Consider the following 20,253-nt stretch of genomic DNA (forward strand, 5'->3'; position numbering starts at 1 on the left):
TATCACTTACCCAATTATGTCTTTTTTAAAGCCTGAAAGTTTCCAAAGTGTCAAAGTCGGCCATTCAGTATGATATCGCTTCAAATGTTAATGATCCTTAAACGAGCCACATTTTGTTAGCGGTAACAATATTTACGAAAACGATTGCATAATTCTATCGTTAAGTTATAATATAGTTGTAAATGGTTAAGTAGTAAAAACATTTTAAGGAGGAATTTTAATGTCAAAATGGTTTAGTAAGTTGACGAAAGTCGCTTTATCAGCAGGTTTGTTAGCAACAATGGGTGGGTCTACAGTTCAAGCCGCTTCAGATGATGCCAATGCATTCACTCTTTATTCAAATAAAAGTGAAACGCAAGAAGCCTTAACTTCGTACGCTGCAACTTGGGGCGAAGCAAATGGTGTCGATGTTACTATCAAAGTATGTTCAGGTGCTTGTTCATTAGGTGACCAATTGAAAGCAGACTTTACAGCTGGTGAAGGTCCAGATGTTTTCGTTATTGAAGGACAAAGTGGTTACGACTTATGGGCTGATATGTTACAACCAATTTCTGGTGATTGGGTAGATCAAACTGAATTTGAATACATTCAAAATGACGAAGTTTATGGTTTCCCAGTTTCTGTTGAAGGCTATGGATTGGCTTATAACGCTGACTTATTAGCTGAAGCTGGCATTGATCCTGAAACATTAAATTCTTTCGAAGCTTTAGAAGCAGCTTTTGCTGATTTAGATGCTCGTAAAGATGAATTAGGTTTAACTTCTGTAGTAGCTAATGCTACCATGGAAGGTGAAACTTGGATTATGGGGAACCATGACTTTAACGCATTCTTAGGTAACGGCTTAGCTAACGGTGACCGTACGGTAACTGAACAAGTTGTTGCCGGTGAAACTGATGCTGATCGTATGGCTGGCTATGCTGACTGGGTTGAATTATTATTCAACTACACAGACCCACAAATGTTAACAGTAGGAACACAAGATGACATGGATATTGCATTTGCATCTGGTCAAACTGCCTTCTTACACCAAGGTAACTGGAAAGACCCTAACTTAGCAGAATTAGAAGCTGACTTTGCAATGGGCTTCATTCCTTACCAAACATCACGTGAAGAAGCTGCAGATGGTCTATTTATCGGTGCTCCTTCTTACTACGTAGTTAACAAAGATACAGGCGCTTTAGACTCAATCAACAAATTCTTTGAAGATATGGTTGCTACTCCTGAAGGACAAGACTACATGGTTAATCAAGCAAATATGATTTCACCATTCTCTTCTACTGAAGAAACACCCTCTGCACCATTATCAGGTTTCTTAGCTGAATGGATTGCAGCAGAGAAAACAGTTTACTCATTTGACAACACTTACTTCATGCCAGATGGTTTTGGTATGAATAACTTAGGGCCAATCTACGGACAATTTGCTCAAGGAAATATTGATAAAGCTCAATTCATCGAGTTAATGACTACTGAAATAGCTAAAGTTCCTGAATTATTGGGTAACTAAGCAACTCGGTCAATGAAAAGCAGCTAACTGGGCAACCTAGTTCAGCTGCTTTTTACCTTTAGAGAGGAAGAATTTTATGGCAACAAAAGCTCCTAAAAAATTCAATCGAAATACTCGTGAAACACGAAATTTCGCGTTCTTAGTTGCTCCGGCAGTGTTTGTGTTTTTACTCGTGATTGCGATCCCTTTTATCTTAGGTGTATATTATTCATTCACCGATTGGGGGGGGATTACACAATCCAACACAAACTTTGTTGGCTTCGCTAATTATATTCAAAGTTTTACTGATACAAGGTTTCAATATTCATTAATGATCACTATCGTGTTCGCTATTATCAATGTTATTGTTATTAATTTAGTCTCCTTCGGACTCGCATTAATGGTATCTAGTGCGATTAAAGGTCGAAATTTTTATCGTGCTGGTTTCTTCCTACCAAACTTAATTGGTGGGCTCGTGCTCGGTTATATCTGGCAATTTATCTATAATCAAGTATTCCCAGCTGTCGGTAGTACGATTGGTAGCGAATGGCTCATGACTAATTTGTTTTTAGGTAAACCAAACTTAGCTATGTCAGCTCTAGTCATTACGAATACTTGGCAGTATGCCGGTTATATTATGATGATTTATTTCGCTGGTCTCCAAAGCGTTCCAGAATCTTTATACGAATCTGCCTCATTAGATGGCGCTAATGGTTGGCATAAATTAATTCATATCACGATTCCAATGGTTATGTCATCATTTACAGTCTCACTATTCTTAACTATTAATAACTCGTTTAAAATTTTCGATGTGAATGTTTCTTTAACGGGTGGTGGCCCTTCTATCATGTGGCAAGGACAAGCTATTAAAGGAACTGAATTTATCACGATGAACATCTATAATACCGCTTCTGTTGAGAACCAATTAGCGCGTGGTCAAGCTCGAGCCGTTATTCTTTTCATGATATTAGTGGTCATTAGTTTGACTCAAACTACTTTAACTAAAAGACGGGAGGTTGAAATGTAATGAAAGCAAAAAAACGTGGCTTATTCGTCCTAGAGGTTGTTGCCATTCTGGCCTTCATTCTTTTCATTAGTCCTTTTTTCCTGATCATCATTAACTCAGCAAAATCCTCAAGAGAAATCCTGTTAAATCCACTAACGTTACCACAAGATTGGAGCGTTTTTATTGATAATATTGTGTCGATTTGGAATAATCCTTCCATCAATTATGCGCAAAGTTTTATTTCCTCGATTATCATCACGGTCGTATCTTTGTTAGTGATTACCTTAGTCGCTTCCTTGGCTGCATGGGGTTTAGTAAGGCGTAAATCAAAAATGTCTACCATCATCTTTTTAATGTTCGTTGCTTCGATGGTTATTCCATTCCAAGTAGTGATGTATCCATTAATCTCATGGTTTAGATTTTTACAGGAAAATGTCACTCAACCTCTGTTCAATTTTAACTTATTACGATCCTATTGGGGTGTTTTCCTCGCTTATGCCGGTTTCGGTATGGGAATGTCAGTCTTTATGTTTCACGGTTTTATCAAGTCAGTTCCAATTGAAATTGAAGAAGCAGCAGAAATTGATGGCGCAAATAAAATGCAAACATTTTTCTTTGTTGTGTTGCCATTATTAAAACCAATTACTGTAACAATCTTAATATTAAATGGAATTTGGATTTGGAATGATTACTTACTGCCTTTACTATTACTTGGTGTTGGAAATGATATTCAAACACTACCAATCGCAGTTGCCAACTTCGCAGGTTCGTATACTAAGCAATGGGACATGATTTTAACATCCTCTCTAATGGTCATTGCGCCTGTTATTATCCTCTTCATTTTTGCTCAAAAGCATATTATGAAAGGTATGGTTGACGGCGCGATTAAATAGCGTCTGATGATCCATAATAATAAGTGACCGGATGAATAAACTCTTTCCTTCTTTGTATAACATACTAACTATCCAAATTCGACTTCGTCTGTTTAACAAAACAAATTGAGTCTATAAAAACGCCTCACTTTATCGCCAACTAATAAATGGCTTTAAAGGAGGCGTTTTCTTTATCAGCAGGAAATGATTTCAATAATGCAAACGAACGCATTTAATTATTTCAGCTGATAGCCAATCGAATGACGTTCCAAGACAATGGTTCCAGTGTCGCAAAAACCTTATCTGCTTTCAATTCGATTGCTTCACTTAAGGTGGGATACACTCGTTCATTGTCTTTATCATTTACCTCTTTAATACCAAAGCCACTCATTTGACTAAATTCAACAACTGAGGTCACTTTGATTTCACTTAAGTTTGCTTCAAAATTTATAGCTTCTCCTTGCGATCGATTCACGGCAAAAATCACTAATTCTCGTGCGTCTTCATTTAATACAGCAATTGACTCTAAGTACGGAACATCCTCAAAGTCTTTGGAGGTATAAGATTCCACATCAATGTGTTGCATTAATGCAACGCCTCGACCGTGATTTGATACTTGCTTAAATGGATAGAAGATTGTTTGTTTCCAAGCCTTCCCTTCTTTTTCGGTCATAATCGGTGCGATTACATTGACTAATTGAGCCAAGCCGCAATTTTCACTCGGTCACTGTTTTTTATTAACGTGATGAGTAAACATCCCACAAGTAAAGCATCCTCAAAATTATAAACATCTTATAAAATTGGCGGTGCCACTTGCCAAGGCGCAGTATTTGTCGTTTCCTCATTTGAATGATACCAAACATTCCACTCATCGAAGGACAGATTAATGGTCTTCTTACTTCGCTTTTTGGCTTTAATATAATCAGCAATGGCTGTGACACTTTTAATGAAAAAGTCCATATCAAAAGACTTGGCTAAATAATTACCTAGGTCATTTTCTTCGTTTCCATAGTAACGATGCAGTGAAATATAATCGATATAATCATAAGCATGATCCAACACTTCCGCTTCCCAAGATGCAAAGGTAGGCATGTCAGAACCTGAACTCCCACATAAAACTAACTCAATTGAACCGTCGACATGTTTCATAAGTTTTCCAGCTTGAGCGGCTATTTTTCCGTAATCTTCAGCCGATTTTTGACCAATTTGCCATGGTACATCCATCTCATTACCCAAACTCCATGTTTTAATTGCAAAAGGCTCTTCACGACTATTAGTTTTTCTTAAATCGCTCAATGTTGTGCCACCTGGGAAATTACAATACTCAATGAGTCGCCTCGCATCATCAATACTGCCTGTCCCTAAATTCACTGCCATATTCACTTGTGAGCCAACTTCCTGTGCCCACTCAATAAATTCATGTAGTCCAACCTCATTCGTCTCTATTGTTAGCCAAGCCAAATCCAAACGACGTGGGCGTTTTTCACGGGGCCCAATGCCATCTTCCCATTGATAGCCAGATAGAAAATTACCTCTTGGATAACGTAAGAGTGGCACATTTAATTCTGATACGAGCGCCTTTACATCATTACGGAATCCATTCTCATCGGCAGTTTCATGCCCCGATTCATAAATCCCCTCATAAACTGAGCGCCCCATATGCTCAACAAATGAACCGTAAAGCCTTCATCAATTTTGGAAATTCTGTAATGACTTGAAATCCTCATCTTTGCATCCATACAACATCTCCTTTTTTCTATTTACCCTGTCTATAATTCAAAGTTCATACAGACCAAATATAAATGTTAACCATAAAGTCGAAATGATTTCTTCTATAAAATGTCTACTAATATCTTTATCATACGAAACTTCAGAAAGCGTTGTCAATGGCGATGTCATAATTCTTTGTCTCTAATATTATTCCTTGATTATTTACACCCAATATCACGTCAAAAATTACTTTTATTCATAAATCATATTAAGCTAAATCATAATTAGTACATACATTGGAAAGGAAGAAATGCATGAAAGTAGCTATAATTGTCGACAGCACCGCCGGCTTATCTATAGAAACGGCTGCCAATCCTAATATATTTCAACTGTATTTGAGTACGATTTTTGAAGATGGCACGGTGTTTGTCGATACCGTTGAAGAAAACCTAACTCAGAAGTTTTATGATCGAATGGATACTGAAAGTGAATTACCAAAATCATCTCAGCCTGAACCGAAACAAGTCTACGACTTACTCGAGCGCATCATTGACGAGGGTATGATACGGTCTTTGGTTTATTCTTATCTGATAAAATCAGTGGGACTTATCAAACAGTGAAGTCGTTATCTAGAGAGTATGAAGATAGATTAAACATTCACCTCATTGATACAAAAGTCACTTCCTTTGTATTGGAAGCTATGACACTTAATCTTGTGGAATTACTCAATCGTGGCTTAAAGCCAAGTGAGATTACCGAGCAGCTGAATGACTTATTAACTCAATCAGTCTTTTACTTTGCACCTGAGACACTGACTAACCGCGTGAAAGGTGGCCGCTTAAGTTCCCTTAGTGGCTTATTAGGAAATTTATTAAGTATTAAACCTCAGATAACAGTGAGCCAAGCAACTAACGGGGAAGTCCATGTGACGGAAAAAGTTCGCTCAATGAAAAAAGCCATCAATCGATTATTCTTCTTAGCCAGCGAAGCAATTGATCAGTATCCCAATCATGCTTACATTACAATTGGTCACACGGGTGCGCCGATGGATGCTCAAACATTATGCGATCGTATTCTAGAACAATATCCACGTTGTTCTGTACGAGTTGGTTTTATTACGCCTGTGTTAGGGACTCATGGCAGTCGTGGGGCCATTTCGATCAATGTTGCACCGCTTCTAGAAAGTATTTAAAAATTTGCATTCTATTATTTACACGCCAGAACAAGTGTTTCATCATCACTTGTTCTGGCGTTATTTTTGACTTAATTAAGTGGAGAAAGGTTTGAGAAATATTTGAGATAACTTTCACGATTTGTTCTTGTTTTTAAGTATCTAATATGCTACCTTTACACTATAGGAAGCGGTTACAAATTTTAATAGGAGGAATTTAGATGAGTCAAACATTTACTGTTGAGTGGCAATGGATTACCGACTTTGTCAATAAAGTCTTTATGAGCTATGGAATACCGGAAGAAGACGCAAAAATATGTACAGATGTACTACTCGCATCTGATCGTAAAGGAATCGAATCGCACGGGGTCAACCGTTTTAAACCAATTTATCTCGATCGTATTAGAGATGGCATTCAATCTCCTGAAACGACATTCGAAGTGATTCGAGAAACAGCTACAACTGCCGTGGTTGATGGTCATGATGGTATGGGGCAAGTCATTGCTTATAAAGCAATGCAAATGGCAATAGATAAAGCAAAAGAATTTGGTATGGGAATGGTCGCTGTAAGAAACTCAACTCATTATGGCATTGCAGGCTACTATACAGAGATGGCTGCTGAGGCTGGCTGTATTGGTATGACTGGTACAAATGCACGTCCTTCAATTGCACCGACTTTTGGCGTTGAAAACATGCTAGGAACGAATCCTTTAACTTTAGGCTTCCCAACGGATGAAGAGTTTCCCTTTTCATTAGATTGTGCCACTTCCATCAGTCAGCGCGGTAAAATCGAATACTATGCTCGTGTTGGCCAAGATACACCGGCTGGCATGGTAATTGGGCGAGATGGCCAGGCAATGACCGATTCACCAGCTATTCTAGAGGCGCTAGTGAATGGCGAGGCAGCTTTGGCTCCTTTAGGCGGGATTGGTGAGGAGTTAGCTGGTTATAAAGGTTATGGTTTTGCTACCTTCGTTGAAGTTTTATCTGCTGCTTTACAACAAGGCAATTTCTTGAAAATGTTGACGGGAATTGGTGAGAATGGTGAAAAGCAGAAATTTCATCTCGGGCATTTCTTTATCGCGATTGATACTGAAGCATTTATGGGCTTAGAAAGCTTTAAAAAAACAGCTGGTGAAATATTACGTGCCCTACGTGCTTCTGAAATTGCACCAGGAGAAAAACGCATTTACACTGCTGGTGAAAAGGAATATCTAATTTGGCAAGAACGTAAGGAAAAAGGGTTACCTTTAAACGAAGCCGTTCAAAAAGAATTAATGGCGATTCGTGACGATTTAGGTTGGGAAGATAAACTCCCCTTCGAATAAAATATTATCATTTATTAAAAAAACAGCGCCCACCTTGTAATGCTAAGTGGACGCTGTTTAAAATTGTTCCCCTTATTGGTAAACCGATTGATAATACTTTCCTGGCAAAGTCCCTGCTTCATTCATCAAGACGACGACGCCTTCAATTTCTACCTCTTCACCTAAAGCTTTTGTCATATACTTGATTCCAGTCATCGCAATTTCGTGTTCCTCAAAGGGTGATCCTGTAATATTAATCCCATTTAAATACCATGAGCCTTTACTACAGATAGCTTCTTCAGGATATTTAATAATCGTTGAAACGACTAACTTCGAAGGGAAAATCAACAAAGTATCTACTTCAAACTCCATATTGTGTATTTGGAAAAATTGATTCGTTACTAATTCGTACTCTATCTCATGGTTAGAGAACTCTTTTTTAAACATCTTGTCGTACTCAAGTTGACCTTCATAGCGAGCTTCAAGAAGTTGTAATCTCAATTGACAATCTTCACATATCTTACGATGTTCTTTCTTCTCTAATAATACCTCATGTTCCATTGTTTTATTACGCATATTTTTTCCTCCAAAATTGTTATTGTGAGATTTTTCTCTCTATCTATAAATACGCAAAAAAGGACGAAATATGCTTTTTTATTTGAACTTTTCCTATACCAATATCTCATAGTTTACAACGCATTTAATAACTTAAAGTAATGATTACTTAGAGTGTTATCTAACAACCTTTTACTTTCTCGCTGTTAAATGACTAACAAAATGATTGACTCAGTTAAAGTTTAGCAATCAGATGACAAATTGAATGATTTACTTAAATACTACCTGAAATTTACACTAAATTAATGTTTATGTATTGCTAATTTTCTAAACTTATTTATAATAATTTGAGGACAATTGTATTTGATAGTTATCTGAATAAGGGGGGATTATTATGGTGTTTACCATGACAACAACAACAACAACAGTTATAAGAGAAGCAATGCTTAGTGACGCAACAAAAATCCAGGAGATTTACATGCCGTATATATTGGAGACACCCTATAATCTTGATACTCTAATCCCTACGCTCGACGCTTTGCAAACAAGAATTCATCATGCATCAACCAAGTACCCTTTTCTTGTGGCAGAGCATAATCAAGAAGTGATTGGCTTTATCTATGCTAGTAGTTTTTATGAATACGGATTCAAAGATGCTTGCTTATTGAGTATCTATGTTTCGAATAATACTGACGTACGTGGTGTGGGAAAATTACTGTATGATCACCTAGAAGCACTACTTATTTCAAATGGTATGCATTACATTGTTTCTTCTATTGTAGAAGATAATACGCGCAGTATTAAATTTCATCAAAAACAACACTTTATTGAATTTGTTCGCTTTCCAGAATTAGTGACGAAACATAATCGCTTCTACACTATTGTATGGATGGCGAAATCTTTAGAACCAGCCTTAGAATATATTTATTTACCTAGCGTGGTTAATGAACAAGAACTGATTAGTCGCTAAAAATAAAAAAACAAGCACGCTCCCTTCTCAAAAATGCTAAAGGGGCGTGCTCGTTTAACGTTCATTCAATTTATTTATTACCTGTTCATTAGGTAGCTTTAATCTAATGTATTATTCAAACAGTCATTGATAGTCTATACTATAGACACAACTAAATTATACCGGCCTAATGTGTCACTTATCTAATGCTGAATGCTCTCGATAAACGCACATAAAATTTCGGTACCTTTTCCATTTGCTACGTAAGCTTGAGCAGGAAGGATTTCAATCGCTTTTCCCCGCTTAAGGGCTGATTTAGAAAGTTCATCAAAATATTGACGCGTCTGCGGACTCACAAGATATAAATCATACTCATCACTTGCGATAGATTTAATACCAGCCATTACACTTGAGGATTTAACAATCGTTTCGATTGTTTGGTTATGAAAATGCTCTGTAGCCTTCTTCGCAATTAAAGAAGAAGATATTCCAGCAGCACAAATAATAAGAATTTTTTTCATCTCGAACTCCTTTGCTTGGCTCGTGCCCAAAGGTTGAGCAACGAGCAGTATAAATTAAAATATGCTATGATTCTATTATACTTTATTCATATTAATATGGTAGCACTAAATAAAAAATAATGGATGTAGATAATAAGGTGGACTGATATAATGCCAAAACACCGAGAGATAGCCAATGCTATTCAATAATATATTTTAGAAAAACAATTAAAACCAATCAACAACTCCCTATCATGGTTGATCTGATGGAACATTTCAACGTGAGTAATAGTACGATTATTAAAGCTCTTGAGTCATTAGATATTAAAGGGATGATTTATCAAAGACGTGGGAGTGAGGCATTTGTAAGAGCGCCTAAAATACCTTCATATATCAACTTAGTGCATCAATCAGGAACCGATAAAGAAAAACAGGACTTTACTATTTCTCAAAACGTCATTGGTGTGACTATGATTCAAGCCGTTGAGGAGATTTCTCACAACCTTTTAATAGATGAAGGGAACTCTGTTTTTAGAGTTAAGCGTGTCTCCAGCATAAATAGACAAAATTCTGTATATGAGACATCTTATTATAATGCCAGTGTCGTTCCTTATTTAGATGATGAGGTTGCTCAACAGTCTATTTTTGAATATCTGAAAAGCAAATTAAAGTTTAAATTTGCTTTTACTGATACGCTTTAAAACCAACTAAACCTACTAAACACGTTGCAAAGTACTTAGAACTAAACAATCCTGATAAAATCCTTCCACTTTGAAGATGTTTATCATTTATCCGATGGCTCACCGATTGTTTATTCGAATAGGTACTATAGTCCCGACAGAACCAAATTTTATAGTTATGGAAATCGTATTGAACCATAAGTGGCTCATTACCAAATAAAAAAGAGTTCGCATCCAGTTAAGGGCTTTAGCATCCTTGCTCGAGACGAACTCTTTTTATTACGGGGCATTTTACTGTAAAAAGCTGTCTGTGTGATGAGGACAGTACGATTCTTGTTTTAGTGTATGATTTATAAAAGTGCTTTTAAATTTGTGTAATTAATAGCCGCACTTTCCATCGGTGTCAGTGTTTGGAATGCTTCTTGCTCGACGATTAACCATTCTAGACCTTGTCTGTGCGCAAAGTCGATATAGTTTTTAAGTGGTAAGATTCCAGAACTAATCTCTGTACTTTCGAAGCCATCCTCTGTTTCTTTCATTTCTTTAATATGAAGTAATTCAACTTTATCTGCATGATTTTCCAACCATTTGATAACTTCGCGATCAGCATATTTTAACCAGTAAGTATCGACTTCTAATAAGAGATTTGGTAAGGCTTTAGTCATTTCGTCAATGACATCTACGCCTTCAATTGTAGTAAATTCATGAGCATGATTATGATAGAGTAATTTAAATTCATCCTTTGGTAATTTCTCTTGGATTTCACGCAAGCTTTCAAAATGCGCTTGCCACTCTTCTAGAGTCTCCCCTTCCATAAATGGTATGACAAGTCTTGTGTTGCCAATTTTTCTTTCATAAGCGATCGTTTCTTCAAAGTTATTTTTAAAAGCTTCGTAAGGTATATGAGATCCAGCTACCTCTAAGTTTAACTCGTTTAATAAGGCTTTTAGCTCTTCAGCTTCCATGCCATAATAACCAGCAAACTCCACGCCTTCGTAACCCATTTCTGAAACTTTTCTTAATGTACCAGGAAAATCTTTCTCACAATCATCCTGGATGCTCCATAGTTGTAAAGCAATGTTCATTTGTTTTGTCATTCAAGTACTCTCCTTTAAAATATTTACTGTTCATTTTCTGCTTAGAATTTTGCCGCCAACGGAATGTAAGCGCTAAAATGAATAGTTAAGATAATTATAACGTAAATGTTCTATAGTGTCTTCATTAACTGTCTAAATTTAGCTTATCGTATGAATGTTGGCTATTGTCGCCTACTCTATGATAAAATAACTTTATAGTTATTCAATTTTTTAACAGAAAGCAGGCGATTTTTTTGCAACCAATCTTTTTAAAACCTGTCCTACAGGAGAAAATTTGGGGCGGCTCTAAGCTCCAAACACAGTTTAATTTAGATCTGCCAAATGATTCAATTGGTGAAGCGTGGTGCATTAGTGCGCATCCCCATGGTGTTTCGACTGTCACGACACCTTCTGAGTATCAAGGCTTAGGTTTAGATGAGCTGTATGAGAACCATCCCGAACTGTTCGGTGAAAATCATCCAACACCTTTCCCCTTATTGATTAAAATTTTGGATGCGAACGATGACCTCTCCGTGCAAGTGCATCCCGATGATAGTTATGCAAATGAACATGAAGGTGAAGGCGAATTAGGTAAAACAGAATGTTGGTATATTATTTCGGCTGAACCTGGTGCGTCCATTGTGTATGGTCACCACGCACACAGTCGTGATGAGTTTGAAGCGATGGTTGAAGCTGGAAATTGGGATGGCTTATTACGTCGCATTGAAGTTAAATCAGGAGATTTCTTCTATGTTCCTCATGGAACGATTCATGCGATTGGCGCTGGCATTGTGATTTTGGAAACTCAGCAAAATTCAGATACAACTTACCGTGTTTATGATTATGACCGCCGCGATAATAAAGGTAACCTACGTGACTTACATATAGCACAATCTGCGGATGTCACTCATTTCCCACATCAAGATGCTGATACGACTGTAACGATTCAAAAAGATCAACAATCTGCGGAAACTCACTTACTTTCTAATGAATTTTTCAGTGTTTATAAATGGCAAACAGCAGGTAAATTAACAATTGATTTAGCAAAAGATTATTACTTAGCAACCGTTGTTGATGGATCAGGCGAATTGATTATCGATGGTCAAGGCTATTCATTAAATCTTGCGGATTCATTTATTTTGCCTCATGGTGTAGATAAAATTGAACTGTCAGGAACAATGACAATTATCGCTTCTAATCCAGAATAATAAAAAAACCAACGAGACCCATCACGATAGTGAAGTGAGTTGTCGTTGGTTTTTATCATTTAATTTATTTAATTGCGTGTGCTTTGCGTTTTTGAGGATAGATTAAACCAAAGAAATAAGCAATAACACCTAAAAGACTCATGATGATACAGAAAAACAGGCCGTATTTCACATCGTAGCGATTAATCAACCAACCTCCAATTAAACTCCCAAAAACACTTCCTAGTGTATGAGCCGTCGTCACAAGCGATTGCCCTTTTACTTTATCTTCAGCAGCCATTTCTTGGTTCACATAATATACGGAAGACACAATATAAAGTCCGAAAGATAGAATTTGAAACACCTGTGCAAGATAGACGCCACCTACGGTCATGGCTGTAAAGGTTAAAGTTGTTTTCACAAAAAAGAAAATCCCTGTGACCATCATTAAAACTCTGCTTGGTACGTAACGATTAATTCGCGTAAAGAAAATCATGATCGGCATTTCTGAAATAGCTGCTAAGGCGATTGCATTCCCCATGTTTTCAGTATTGCCCCCTACGTTTTCGACAATTTGGAGCATAAACAAATTGATAAAATTATGACCGACAAAGAAACAAAAAGAACCAAAAACAATGTACTTGAAGTGAGCGTATTTCTTGAAGAATGACACTTCACTGGCTTTTAAAGCGACTTCCACTGTATTTAATTTGACATTGTCGATGTGATGATTAAATAAGGCTTGTAAGTAATGTTTAAATAAATGACGCAACATAAATAAATATAAACTGTAACCAATAATGGCCATCATTAAAATACTGTTATGTCCCATTCGAGTTATTAAAATCCCTAAAATAGTCGAAGTTAAGGCAAAAGAGGCACTTTCGACCGCTCGGCAAACGCCATAATTCAGTTTAAAACCGTTATTCATCAAGAAGACACCCGTGGCACTCATGAAGGGCATTAAGGTGGCTTGGAGCATTAAAACCAGTGTATACATAATGGCAACGAGCAAGAAAATTTTCTGGCTAAAAAACAGGCCTATTAATAAAGCTAAACTAGGAATAACAATCATGACATTCACATGCACCAGATTCAATCGAACGCTTCGGTCCACTTTACCTCCTAGCCAGGGTTGAATAAAACTAGCTAATAAATTGGCTAAAGATGTGACCATTCCAATTTGAAACTCATCAAAACCATTCGCTACTAAAAAGACGACACTATAAGCTGAAATTGAGCCGATTATGATATCATAACTTCCCATTAAACCTGCAAAGCTAACATTTATTTTTTTCACATGCCACCACCTCATTCGATCATAGTCATTAAAAGTATCATATCATGTTATCAGGTAAATAGTTCACTATTTTTTGGATAATCTGTCTAAATTTTATCTTACTATTAGTTTGCTCGAAGTAAAAAAAACACGCCCTTTTGTCTCAGCAGAAACTGCCTTGGCAGAATCAGCTGACACATAAAAAAGGCGTATTTTTAGTCTTGATTGCTAATAGTTAAAAGAATTCATCCAACAAAATATAGTACTTTAGTTTCTCCCAATCGGGTTCTAGCTCCAAATAAGAAAATAATTCAGCTGGATCAGCATGTGTTATCGGCTGATTATCGTAGACTCCAGCAAAATTATGCGATAGGCTACGATAAACTAACGCGATGTCACGGTATTTATCCGCAATGCCGGCTCTACCAAGGTCGATATAGCCGCTGACTCTTGTTAAATCATCACTGAAGAAAATACTTGGCAGGCAAAAATCACCGTGTGAGAAAACTAAGTCTTCTTGAGGTTGTTGGTCTTCAAGCCACTTTAATAAGGCTTTGGGATCTTTAAAACCATTCGGTCCGAAAGTTTCTTTTTCCGCTTGAAGTATATCTACCCTATTTTGCAATAGGTTGGTTCTGGCTTGTTCTAACGTTTGGCTAAGTCTTTGGTCACTGGGACATGTAGTGATATCCAGAGACCAGAGTTGTTTTAAGGCTTGAGCGAGGGCTTGCATGAGTTGTCGCGCGTCTTTTCTAGCGCTTGGCGCTGCTGCCGAGAGGCTGTTTAGGCGTTCCATTAAGACAAAAACGTGGGACTCATTTTTGGCAACCTCAATGATACTTGGCACTGGCAATTTGCCTGGTAACCAGTCTTGTAACATGAAGGCCTCATTCAGTGCTTCGGCTGACAGAGTTGAAATCTTCAGTGCGTATTTTTCAGTCAATAAAATGGTTGAATCGGATAAACCAACGTCATCCAGTGTAAAGTATTGGTCTCGTAAATATTGGCGGATTTGTTGTGGCATGACAAAAGGCATCTTGTCACCTCTTTTCTCGAACACGCAACCTTAAGGTCGTTTTATACTTTTCAGGAGGAACGCGGCGCGGATCACTGAGATAAATTTCTCTATGTACGTATTCATCCATTATCCACTGTCTTTCAAGCCCTTGCTCAGCCATAAAGGCCTCCAGCAAGTCGAAACTCGCTGCTTCATCGTCATAAGGCCCATGGTGCATGATCTGAGCAACCTGACCTTCTGTGTACGTTTCAAAAGCAACTTCTTTTATCAAGGGATGACCTGATTTTTTTAGTGCTTCTTCTTTGGCAAGTTGAAAGTCCTCTTGTGTCACTTGAGCCGGTTGTCGAATCATCAGTTTGTATACAAACAAGTCTTTGTTCAAGGGTCCAAGGGGATCATAGTCTTCTTGCGTCCATAGGCCCTCGAGCGGGTAAACAGTATACTCAAAGGCTGCTCCTGCCAATTCGCCTCGCTTGAGTTTGAAGCGTAAATTGTAGGCTATCGGATAAAGTGCCGCAATTCTTTGAGCATAATCGTCTTGATTAGGATTACCTTTGCCTGTAATTGTGATGAACTTCATCTCAGGAATCTCAAGTAGTGTCGGTTTTATTTTAGCTAGATAGAGCTCTTTTTCAGCTTTGCGCCATTCATGTTTCATATGGCTACTCCTAGTTATATGAATTCTTTTGTAAATCGTCATTTCCGTCTGCTTCAGGCTCAGCTTCAAGCATGTCCGCCACGATTTCTTCAGAAACTTCTTCTTTGGCGGTCTCGAGTGAGTCGTCTACAGGTGTTAAAGCGTCTACCAACTCGCCATTGATTGCTTCAGTCGGAATAGCTGTCTCTTCTATTGACAGGTCTGCTGCCACAGAGGCTTCAGTTGTGTCTGTTGTGTCGTCACCGAGCGTGTCTTCATCTGCTAAAATTGCTTCGAACAAGTCATCGTCCTCAGTCGCCATGCGATCTTCTTCCAATTCATAGCTAGCCCTTACGCCGGTTTGATCAGACAATGACTCGTCCTCAGATAATTCTCCTGATACTTTTGTGTCAGCTAATTCTGTTTCGTAAGTGACGGTTGTTTCATCATCCAAGCTTAGTTCCGATTCCGTGACAGAGGCTAATTCCTCGGTTGGAATCTCTTCTTTGAACCAGTCTTGCTCGCTCGCGTCTGCTTCGCTTGTCGTATCGCTTGCGAAATTCGAGGATAGTGTAGCTGCCGCTGTGGTAGTGGTACTGGCTGCAGCTTCTTCTCCTAATTCTGAATCAGTCAATTGGCTTGTGCCATCTTCAAGCGTCGTTTCGTCTTTTTTACGCGAATCTTTTGCTTTTTTAGCGGCAGATGATACTGCACCTGCAGAAGCTTTCGTCATTTTCGACACACCGCGTCCTAAGCCTCTTCCTAAACTTGAAAGAGCTCGCCCAATTTGAGCGGAGAATGGTAAGAACTGTGAGGTTTTTCGAGTATAATCTTGTAACTCGTCACGCTCTTGATATTTCAATTCACTACTTGAGCGGCTTGCTAGGTAGATGGCAAATAATGTCATCATGATAGGACTTAAGATGCCCAATAAATTGTTCCAATCTACGATTGAAATGAAGTAAATTCCCCACCAGACAATCGCCGTTCCAAAATAATGAGGATGTCGGGAGATGCGCCATAAGCCTTTTGTTAACATTTGGCCTTCATTTTCTGGTTTACTTAGGAATTTTTTTAATTGGACTTCTGAACCAATTTCAAACAACATGCCGAGTGCCCATAGAGCCACCCCCACATACTGCCACCAACTAAGCGTTTCTTGCGAGTCCAAAAAGCCAATGCTTAAAATCATTGAGACAACATAATACACAAGTAACGGGGCAATAACCAAAACAATTACAGCTTTTAAGCCAGAAAGTTTGCCTTCCCATGCTTGGCGTAATCGTTGGTAACGACTACTCTCCGGTTGATTCCAATAGAGTGTATACAAGTGAAAGGCCAATCTCAGTCCCCAAATTGTCACTGTTAAGACGAGTAAACGACGGTAAATAGATTGCGCGCCGAAAAGTAAAAAACTAGTCCAAACAACGAATACTAGTGATAACGGCCACCCTATTTCAAGTAAAGAATAATTCTTTTTTCTAAAGGCGTAGAAAGACCAGCCTAGTATAAACACTAATAGTACTAAGGCATTATAAGTAAACAATGTACTGACTCCGGATATCATAAAATCTCCTCCTAAATATTTTCGTTTGAACACATTTTTAGCGCTTTCTTATAACTCATTTTAGCACTTCTAACTTTTTAAGTAAAAATAATTCCTCTTCTATTTGGAAATCACGCAGAAGAGAAATGACTTTAATTTTCTAAAAAACTGAGGGCCGCCCCTTGCCCAATTTAGGGCTTCCTCTTATTTAATCAGACAGCTGACCAACATAGATCAATTGGGCGATTAATATGAGACTGTTACTTAACTTGATTTTGGTGGACCCAACTTTAACTTCTTGGGCGGATTCACGGTCAGTTTTATGAATAAACGCTTAGGTTATTTGAGTAAAATGAAATTATTCTCATTTTTGTGTTGACATTCCCTTCCAACCAGTCTAATATACTAATCATAATTTAATATTAAAATATCGATGATGAAGAGAGTAAGTTCGAAGTAACTCACAGCGAGTTGGGATAGAGTGGAAGCCCAATGTGTAACTAACAACCGAAACGCACTTCTGAGATGGAGAGACAAAATTTGAGTAGTCTCTTCCGCCTTCAAGCGTTAAGACAATGAGTTGGATTCGCCTTATTAATTATTTAATTATTTAATTATTTAATTGGGCCGATCAAATAGAGTGGTACCGCGAGCATATAATATGACCCGTCTCTTAGTTAAGAGGCGGTTTTTTTGTATTTAAAAATAGATAAAGAAGATAAGGGAGCGTTATAAAATGGTAAAAGAAAAAATAGTTCTAGCATATTCTGGTGGTTTGGACACGTCGATTACAATTCCATGGTTAAAAGATAATTATGATAGTGAGATTATTGCAGTCTGTGTGGATGTGGGTCAAAAAGAAGATTGGGATCTAGTCGAACAAAAAGCGTTGGCTTCGGGTGCAGCAAAATTTTATAATCCGCATGTGAGTGATGAATTTGCGGCTGATTTTATTTATCCAGCAGTGGCGGGCAATGTTAAATATCAAGGGACCTATTTATTAGGGACTGCCTTAGCTCGTCCATTAATTGCCAAAAAGCTAGTTGAAATCGCCCATGCTGAGGGGGCTTCAGCCATCTGTCATGGTTGTACAGGCAAAGGCAATGATCAAGTTCGTTTCGAAATGGGAATTGCGGCTTTTGATAGCGAGATGACCATCATAGCGCCCTGGAGAATCTGGGATATTAAATCACGGGAGGATGCGATTGATTATGCTACCTTAAAAGGCGTGCCAATCACATCAACCAAAGAAAAGATTTACTCAGAGGACGAAAACTTAATGCATATTTCTCATGAAGGTGGCAATATTGAAGCACCTGAAAATGCCGTCAATTATGCAGATATTTTACATATTACAGCGGCACTTGAAGATACACCCAATGAAGCTGAAATTGTGACGATTGAATTTGCCCAAGGTAATGCGATTGCCGTCAATGGTGTGTCCATGACGCCTTTCGAGGTAGTTGCTGAATTAAATGCTTTAGGCGGCAAACACGGCATTGGCGTGTTAGACTGGATAGAAGACCGGACGATTGGTATGAAATCGCGTGGTATTTATGAAACGCCTGGGGCGACCATTTTGATGGAAGCTCATCAACGATTAGAAAGTTTAACGCTAACCAAGGAAACAATTAAAATCAAACAACATATTTCGATGGAATATGCTGAATTAATTTACAATGGCCAATGGTACTCCCAAGCTAACGAAGCCATTCAAGCTTTTATCACCAAAACCCAAGAAACAGTTAGCGGAACAGTGGCTTTAAAACTATTCAAAGGAAACCTATTGCCGCATGGTTTATCATCGCCTTATGCCCTATTCGACCAAGATGTCAGTGGCTTTGGTGAAGACGATTTATTCACACATCATGATGCACAAGGCTACATCAATGTTATTACGTTACCTACAAAAATTCAGAAAAGAAAAGGATTGATTTAAATGGCACAACTTTGGGGCGGACGTTTTCAGAACACAGCATCTGAACTGATGCAGTCTTTCAATGAATCTTTCTCCTTAGATAAACGTTTGTGGCACGAAGATATTACGGCTAGTATTGCACATGTCACGATGTTAGGTGAAGCTCACATCCTTACCACTGAAGAAAGCACGGCTTTGGTGAAGGCTTTAAACAGCCTTCACACTGACATTGAAGCTGATCCTGCGATTCTTTCTGGCCCTCATGAAGATATTCACAGCTTTGTTGAAGCCAAAATGATTGAAGAATTAGGTACAGTTGGTAAAAAGATGCACACTGCCCGCAGTCGAAACGACCAAGTCGCAACCGATATGAAGCTCTATGTGAAGCAAAGCTTAACTCATTTAGCCTCTCTCATCCAACAGATGATGGAGACTTTCACTAGTAAAGGCGCGTCACTAGCAGATGTATTAATGCCAGCCTATACCCACTTGCAAAGAGCTCAAATCGTGCCCTTCTCCTATGTGCTAGATGCTTATGTGGCGATGTTCGAACGCGATTACGCCAAAATTAACAGCGCCTTAGCTTCAATGGACGAGAGTCCACTAGGTGCTGGTGCTTTAGCTGGCACAACCTATGCGATTAACCGTGAGCGCACGGCTGAACTCTTAGGCTTTAGCGGTGGCCCACAAAGAAACTATCTCGACAGCGTTAGTTCACGTGACTTTATTATCGACGCCCTCGAATGCTTTGCCAGTACGATGATGCATATGAGTCGTTTTGCCGAAGATTTTATCATCTACTCTTCGCAAGAATTTGGCTTTGTAGAGTCTTCGGATTCCTTTGCGACCGGCAGTAGTATGATGCCACAGAAGAAGAATCCAGATGCATTAGAACTGGTTCGTGGTAAATCGGCTAAAGTCATTAGTCTTCTTAATGCTATGTACACGACCATGAAGGGTCTACCTTTGAGCTACAACAAAGATATGCAAGAAGATAAGGCCATTTACTTCGAGGCTCTAGATACAACCGTTGCTTGCGTGCAAATTCTAACGGGTGTGGTTGAAGAGTTGCAGGTGAACAAAGATCGTCTGCAAGCGACGATTCATGAAGGCTATCTTAACGCAACAGAATTAGCTGATTACCTCGTTAGAAAAGGTATTGCCTTTCGTGAAGCGCATGAAATCGTCGGTGCAATGGTTCTACATGCCATCAATGAAGATAAGCAACTTCATGAACTATCGCTTGCTAGCATGTTGACTTTCTCACCAGAAATCACTGAGGACATCTTCGATGCACTGAATCCTGAAACGATTCTCAATCAAGGCATCAAAGCAAATATGTGGCATAAAAACTAATCC

16 protein-coding genes, 2 pseudogenes and 1 other annotated feature are annotated in these 20,253 nt (G+C 38.4%); of the genes and pseudogenes, 10 read left to right on the top strand and 8 right to left on the bottom strand.

Features of this window, described 5'->3' with window-relative positions; all coding sequences use genetic code 11:
- Positions 1-220 precede the first annotated feature (220 nt).
- The 3 genes from ACTQ5J_RS10345 to ACTQ5J_RS10355 all read left to right on the top strand — a co-directional run bounded on the left by ACTQ5J_RS10345 (position 221) and on the right by ACTQ5J_RS10355 (position 3,382).
- Positions 221-1,504: an ABC transporter substrate-binding protein gene (locus tag ACTQ5J_RS10345; protein WP_441752736.1), complete on the top strand. Its 1,284-nt coding sequence runs from the start codon at positions 221-223 to the stop codon at positions 1,502-1,504.
- A 76-nt stretch (positions 1,505-1,580) separates the two neighbouring features.
- Positions 1,581-2,510: a carbohydrate ABC transporter permease gene (locus ACTQ5J_RS10350; protein WP_441752738.1), complete on the top strand. Its 930-nt coding sequence runs from the start codon at positions 1,581-1,583 to the stop codon at positions 2,508-2,510.
- Entirely contained in the window at positions 2,510-3,382 is an 873-nt protein-coding gene (locus tag ACTQ5J_RS10355) for a carbohydrate ABC transporter permease (RefSeq protein ID WP_441752740.1), read from the top strand. Before ACTQ5J_RS10350 ends, ACTQ5J_RS10355 begins: the two co-directional genes overlap by 1 nt.
- Before the next feature lie 220 nt (positions 3,383-3,602).
- Here the strand turns inward: ACTQ5J_RS10355 and arfA are convergent.
- Positions 3,603-5,100 (bottom strand): annotated as a pseudogene (arfA, locus tag ACTQ5J_RS10360) (arabinosylfuranosidase ArfA).
- Positions 5,101-5,385: 285 nt separating this feature from the next.
- Between arfA and ACTQ5J_RS10365 the strand changes: the two are divergent.
- Both ACTQ5J_RS10365 and ACTQ5J_RS10370 read left to right on the top strand, forming a co-directional pair.
- Positions 5,386-6,263, top strand: a pseudogene (locus ACTQ5J_RS10365) (DegV family protein).
- A 200-nt stretch (positions 6,264-6,463) separates the two neighbouring features.
- On the top strand, positions 6,464-7,570 hold the full coding sequence (locus ACTQ5J_RS10370) for an Ldh family oxidoreductase (RefSeq protein WP_441752742.1): 1,107 nt from the start codon (positions 6,464-6,466) through the stop codon (positions 7,568-7,570).
- A 72-nt stretch (positions 7,571-7,642) separates the two neighbouring features.
- Here ACTQ5J_RS10370 and ACTQ5J_RS10375 read toward each other — a convergent pair whose 3' ends face one another.
- Positions 7,643-8,125, bottom strand: a complete 483-nt coding sequence (locus ACTQ5J_RS10375; protein WP_441752744.1) for a hypothetical protein — start codon at positions 8,123-8,125, stop codon at positions 7,643-7,645.
- Between the two features lie 373 nt (positions 8,126-8,498).
- Between ACTQ5J_RS10375 and ACTQ5J_RS10380 the strand changes: the two genes are divergently transcribed.
- Complete coding sequence (locus ACTQ5J_RS10380; protein WP_441752746.1) at positions 8,499-9,074, top strand: GNAT family N-acetyltransferase; 576 nt, start codon at positions 8,499-8,501, stop codon at positions 9,072-9,074.
- Between the two features lie 182 nt (positions 9,075-9,256).
- On the opposite strand, the gene ACTQ5J_RS10385 is transcribed toward ACTQ5J_RS10380, so the two are convergent.
- Entirely contained in the window at positions 9,257-9,574 is a 318-nt protein-coding gene (locus ACTQ5J_RS10385) for a PTS cellobiose transporter subunit IIB (RefSeq protein ID WP_441752748.1), read from the bottom strand.
- Between the two features lie 260 nt (positions 9,575-9,834).
- Here ACTQ5J_RS10385 and ACTQ5J_RS10390 point away from each other — a divergent pair, with 260 nt between their 5' ends.
- Entirely contained in the window at positions 9,835-10,254 is a 420-nt protein-coding gene (locus ACTQ5J_RS10390) for a UTRA domain-containing protein (protein ID WP_441752750.1), read from the top strand.
- Positions 10,255-10,583: 329 nt separating this feature from the next.
- Here the strand turns inward: ACTQ5J_RS10390 and ACTQ5J_RS10395 are convergent, their stop codons facing one another.
- Positions 10,584-11,330 carry a sugar phosphate isomerase/epimerase family protein gene (locus tag ACTQ5J_RS10395; RefSeq protein WP_441752752.1) on the bottom strand — a complete coding sequence of 249 codons (747 nt, stop codon included), beginning with the start codon at positions 11,328-11,330 and terminating at the stop codon, positions 10,584-10,586.
- A gap of 233 nt (positions 11,331-11,563) precedes the next feature.
- Here ACTQ5J_RS10395 and manA point away from each other — a divergent pair, with 233 nt between their 5' ends.
- On the top strand, positions 11,564-12,517 hold the full coding sequence (gene manA, locus ACTQ5J_RS10400) for a mannose-6-phosphate isomerase, class I (protein ID WP_441752754.1): 954 nt from the start codon (positions 11,564-11,566) through the stop codon (positions 12,515-12,517).
- A 64-nt stretch (positions 12,518-12,581) separates the two neighbouring features.
- On the opposite strand, the gene ACTQ5J_RS10405 is transcribed toward manA, so the two are convergent.
- From ACTQ5J_RS10405 to ACTQ5J_RS10420, 4 genes are all read right to left on the bottom strand, one after another.
- Complete coding sequence (locus ACTQ5J_RS10405; RefSeq protein ID WP_441752756.1) at positions 12,582-13,796, bottom strand: MFS transporter; 1,215 nt, start codon at positions 13,794-13,796, stop codon at positions 12,582-12,584.
- A gap of 214 nt (positions 13,797-14,010) precedes the next feature.
- Positions 14,011-14,811 (bottom strand): APH(3') family aminoglycoside O-phosphotransferase, encoded by an 801-nt coding sequence (locus ACTQ5J_RS10410; protein ID WP_441752758.1) that lies wholly within the window; start codon positions 14,809-14,811, stop codon positions 14,011-14,013.
- A gap of 4 nt (positions 14,812-14,815) precedes the next feature.
- Positions 14,816-15,451, bottom strand: a complete 636-nt coding sequence (locus ACTQ5J_RS10415) for a GyrI-like domain-containing protein (RefSeq protein ID WP_441752760.1) — start codon at positions 15,449-15,451, stop codon at positions 14,816-14,818.
- A gap of 10 nt (positions 15,452-15,461) precedes the next feature.
- Positions 15,462-16,997 carry a DUF1295 domain-containing protein gene (locus ACTQ5J_RS10420; RefSeq protein ID WP_441752761.1) on the bottom strand — a complete coding sequence of 512 codons (1,536 nt, stop codon included), beginning with the start codon at positions 16,995-16,997 and terminating at the stop codon, positions 15,462-15,464.
- 403 nt (positions 16,998-17,400) lie between these two features.
- Positions 17,401-17,653, top strand: a binding site (T-box leader).
- Positions 17,654-17,712: 59 nt separating this feature from the next.
- Here ACTQ5J_RS10420 and ACTQ5J_RS10425 point away from each other — a divergent pair.
- Positions 17,713-18,915 (top strand): argininosuccinate synthase, encoded by a 1,203-nt coding sequence (locus tag ACTQ5J_RS10425; RefSeq protein ID WP_441752763.1) that lies wholly within the window; start codon positions 17,713-17,715, stop codon positions 18,913-18,915.
- Positions 18,916-20,250, top strand: a complete 1,335-nt coding sequence (gene argH, locus ACTQ5J_RS10430) for an argininosuccinate lyase (RefSeq protein ID WP_441752765.1) — start codon at positions 18,916-18,918, stop codon at positions 20,248-20,250. It abuts the gene before it with no gap.
- Positions 20,251-20,253: the final 3 nt, after the last annotated feature.

This window comes from Fundicoccus sp. Sow4_F4, assembly GCF_052116145.1.
GTDB lineage: Bacteria > Bacillota > Bacilli > Lactobacillales > Aerococcaceae > Fundicoccus.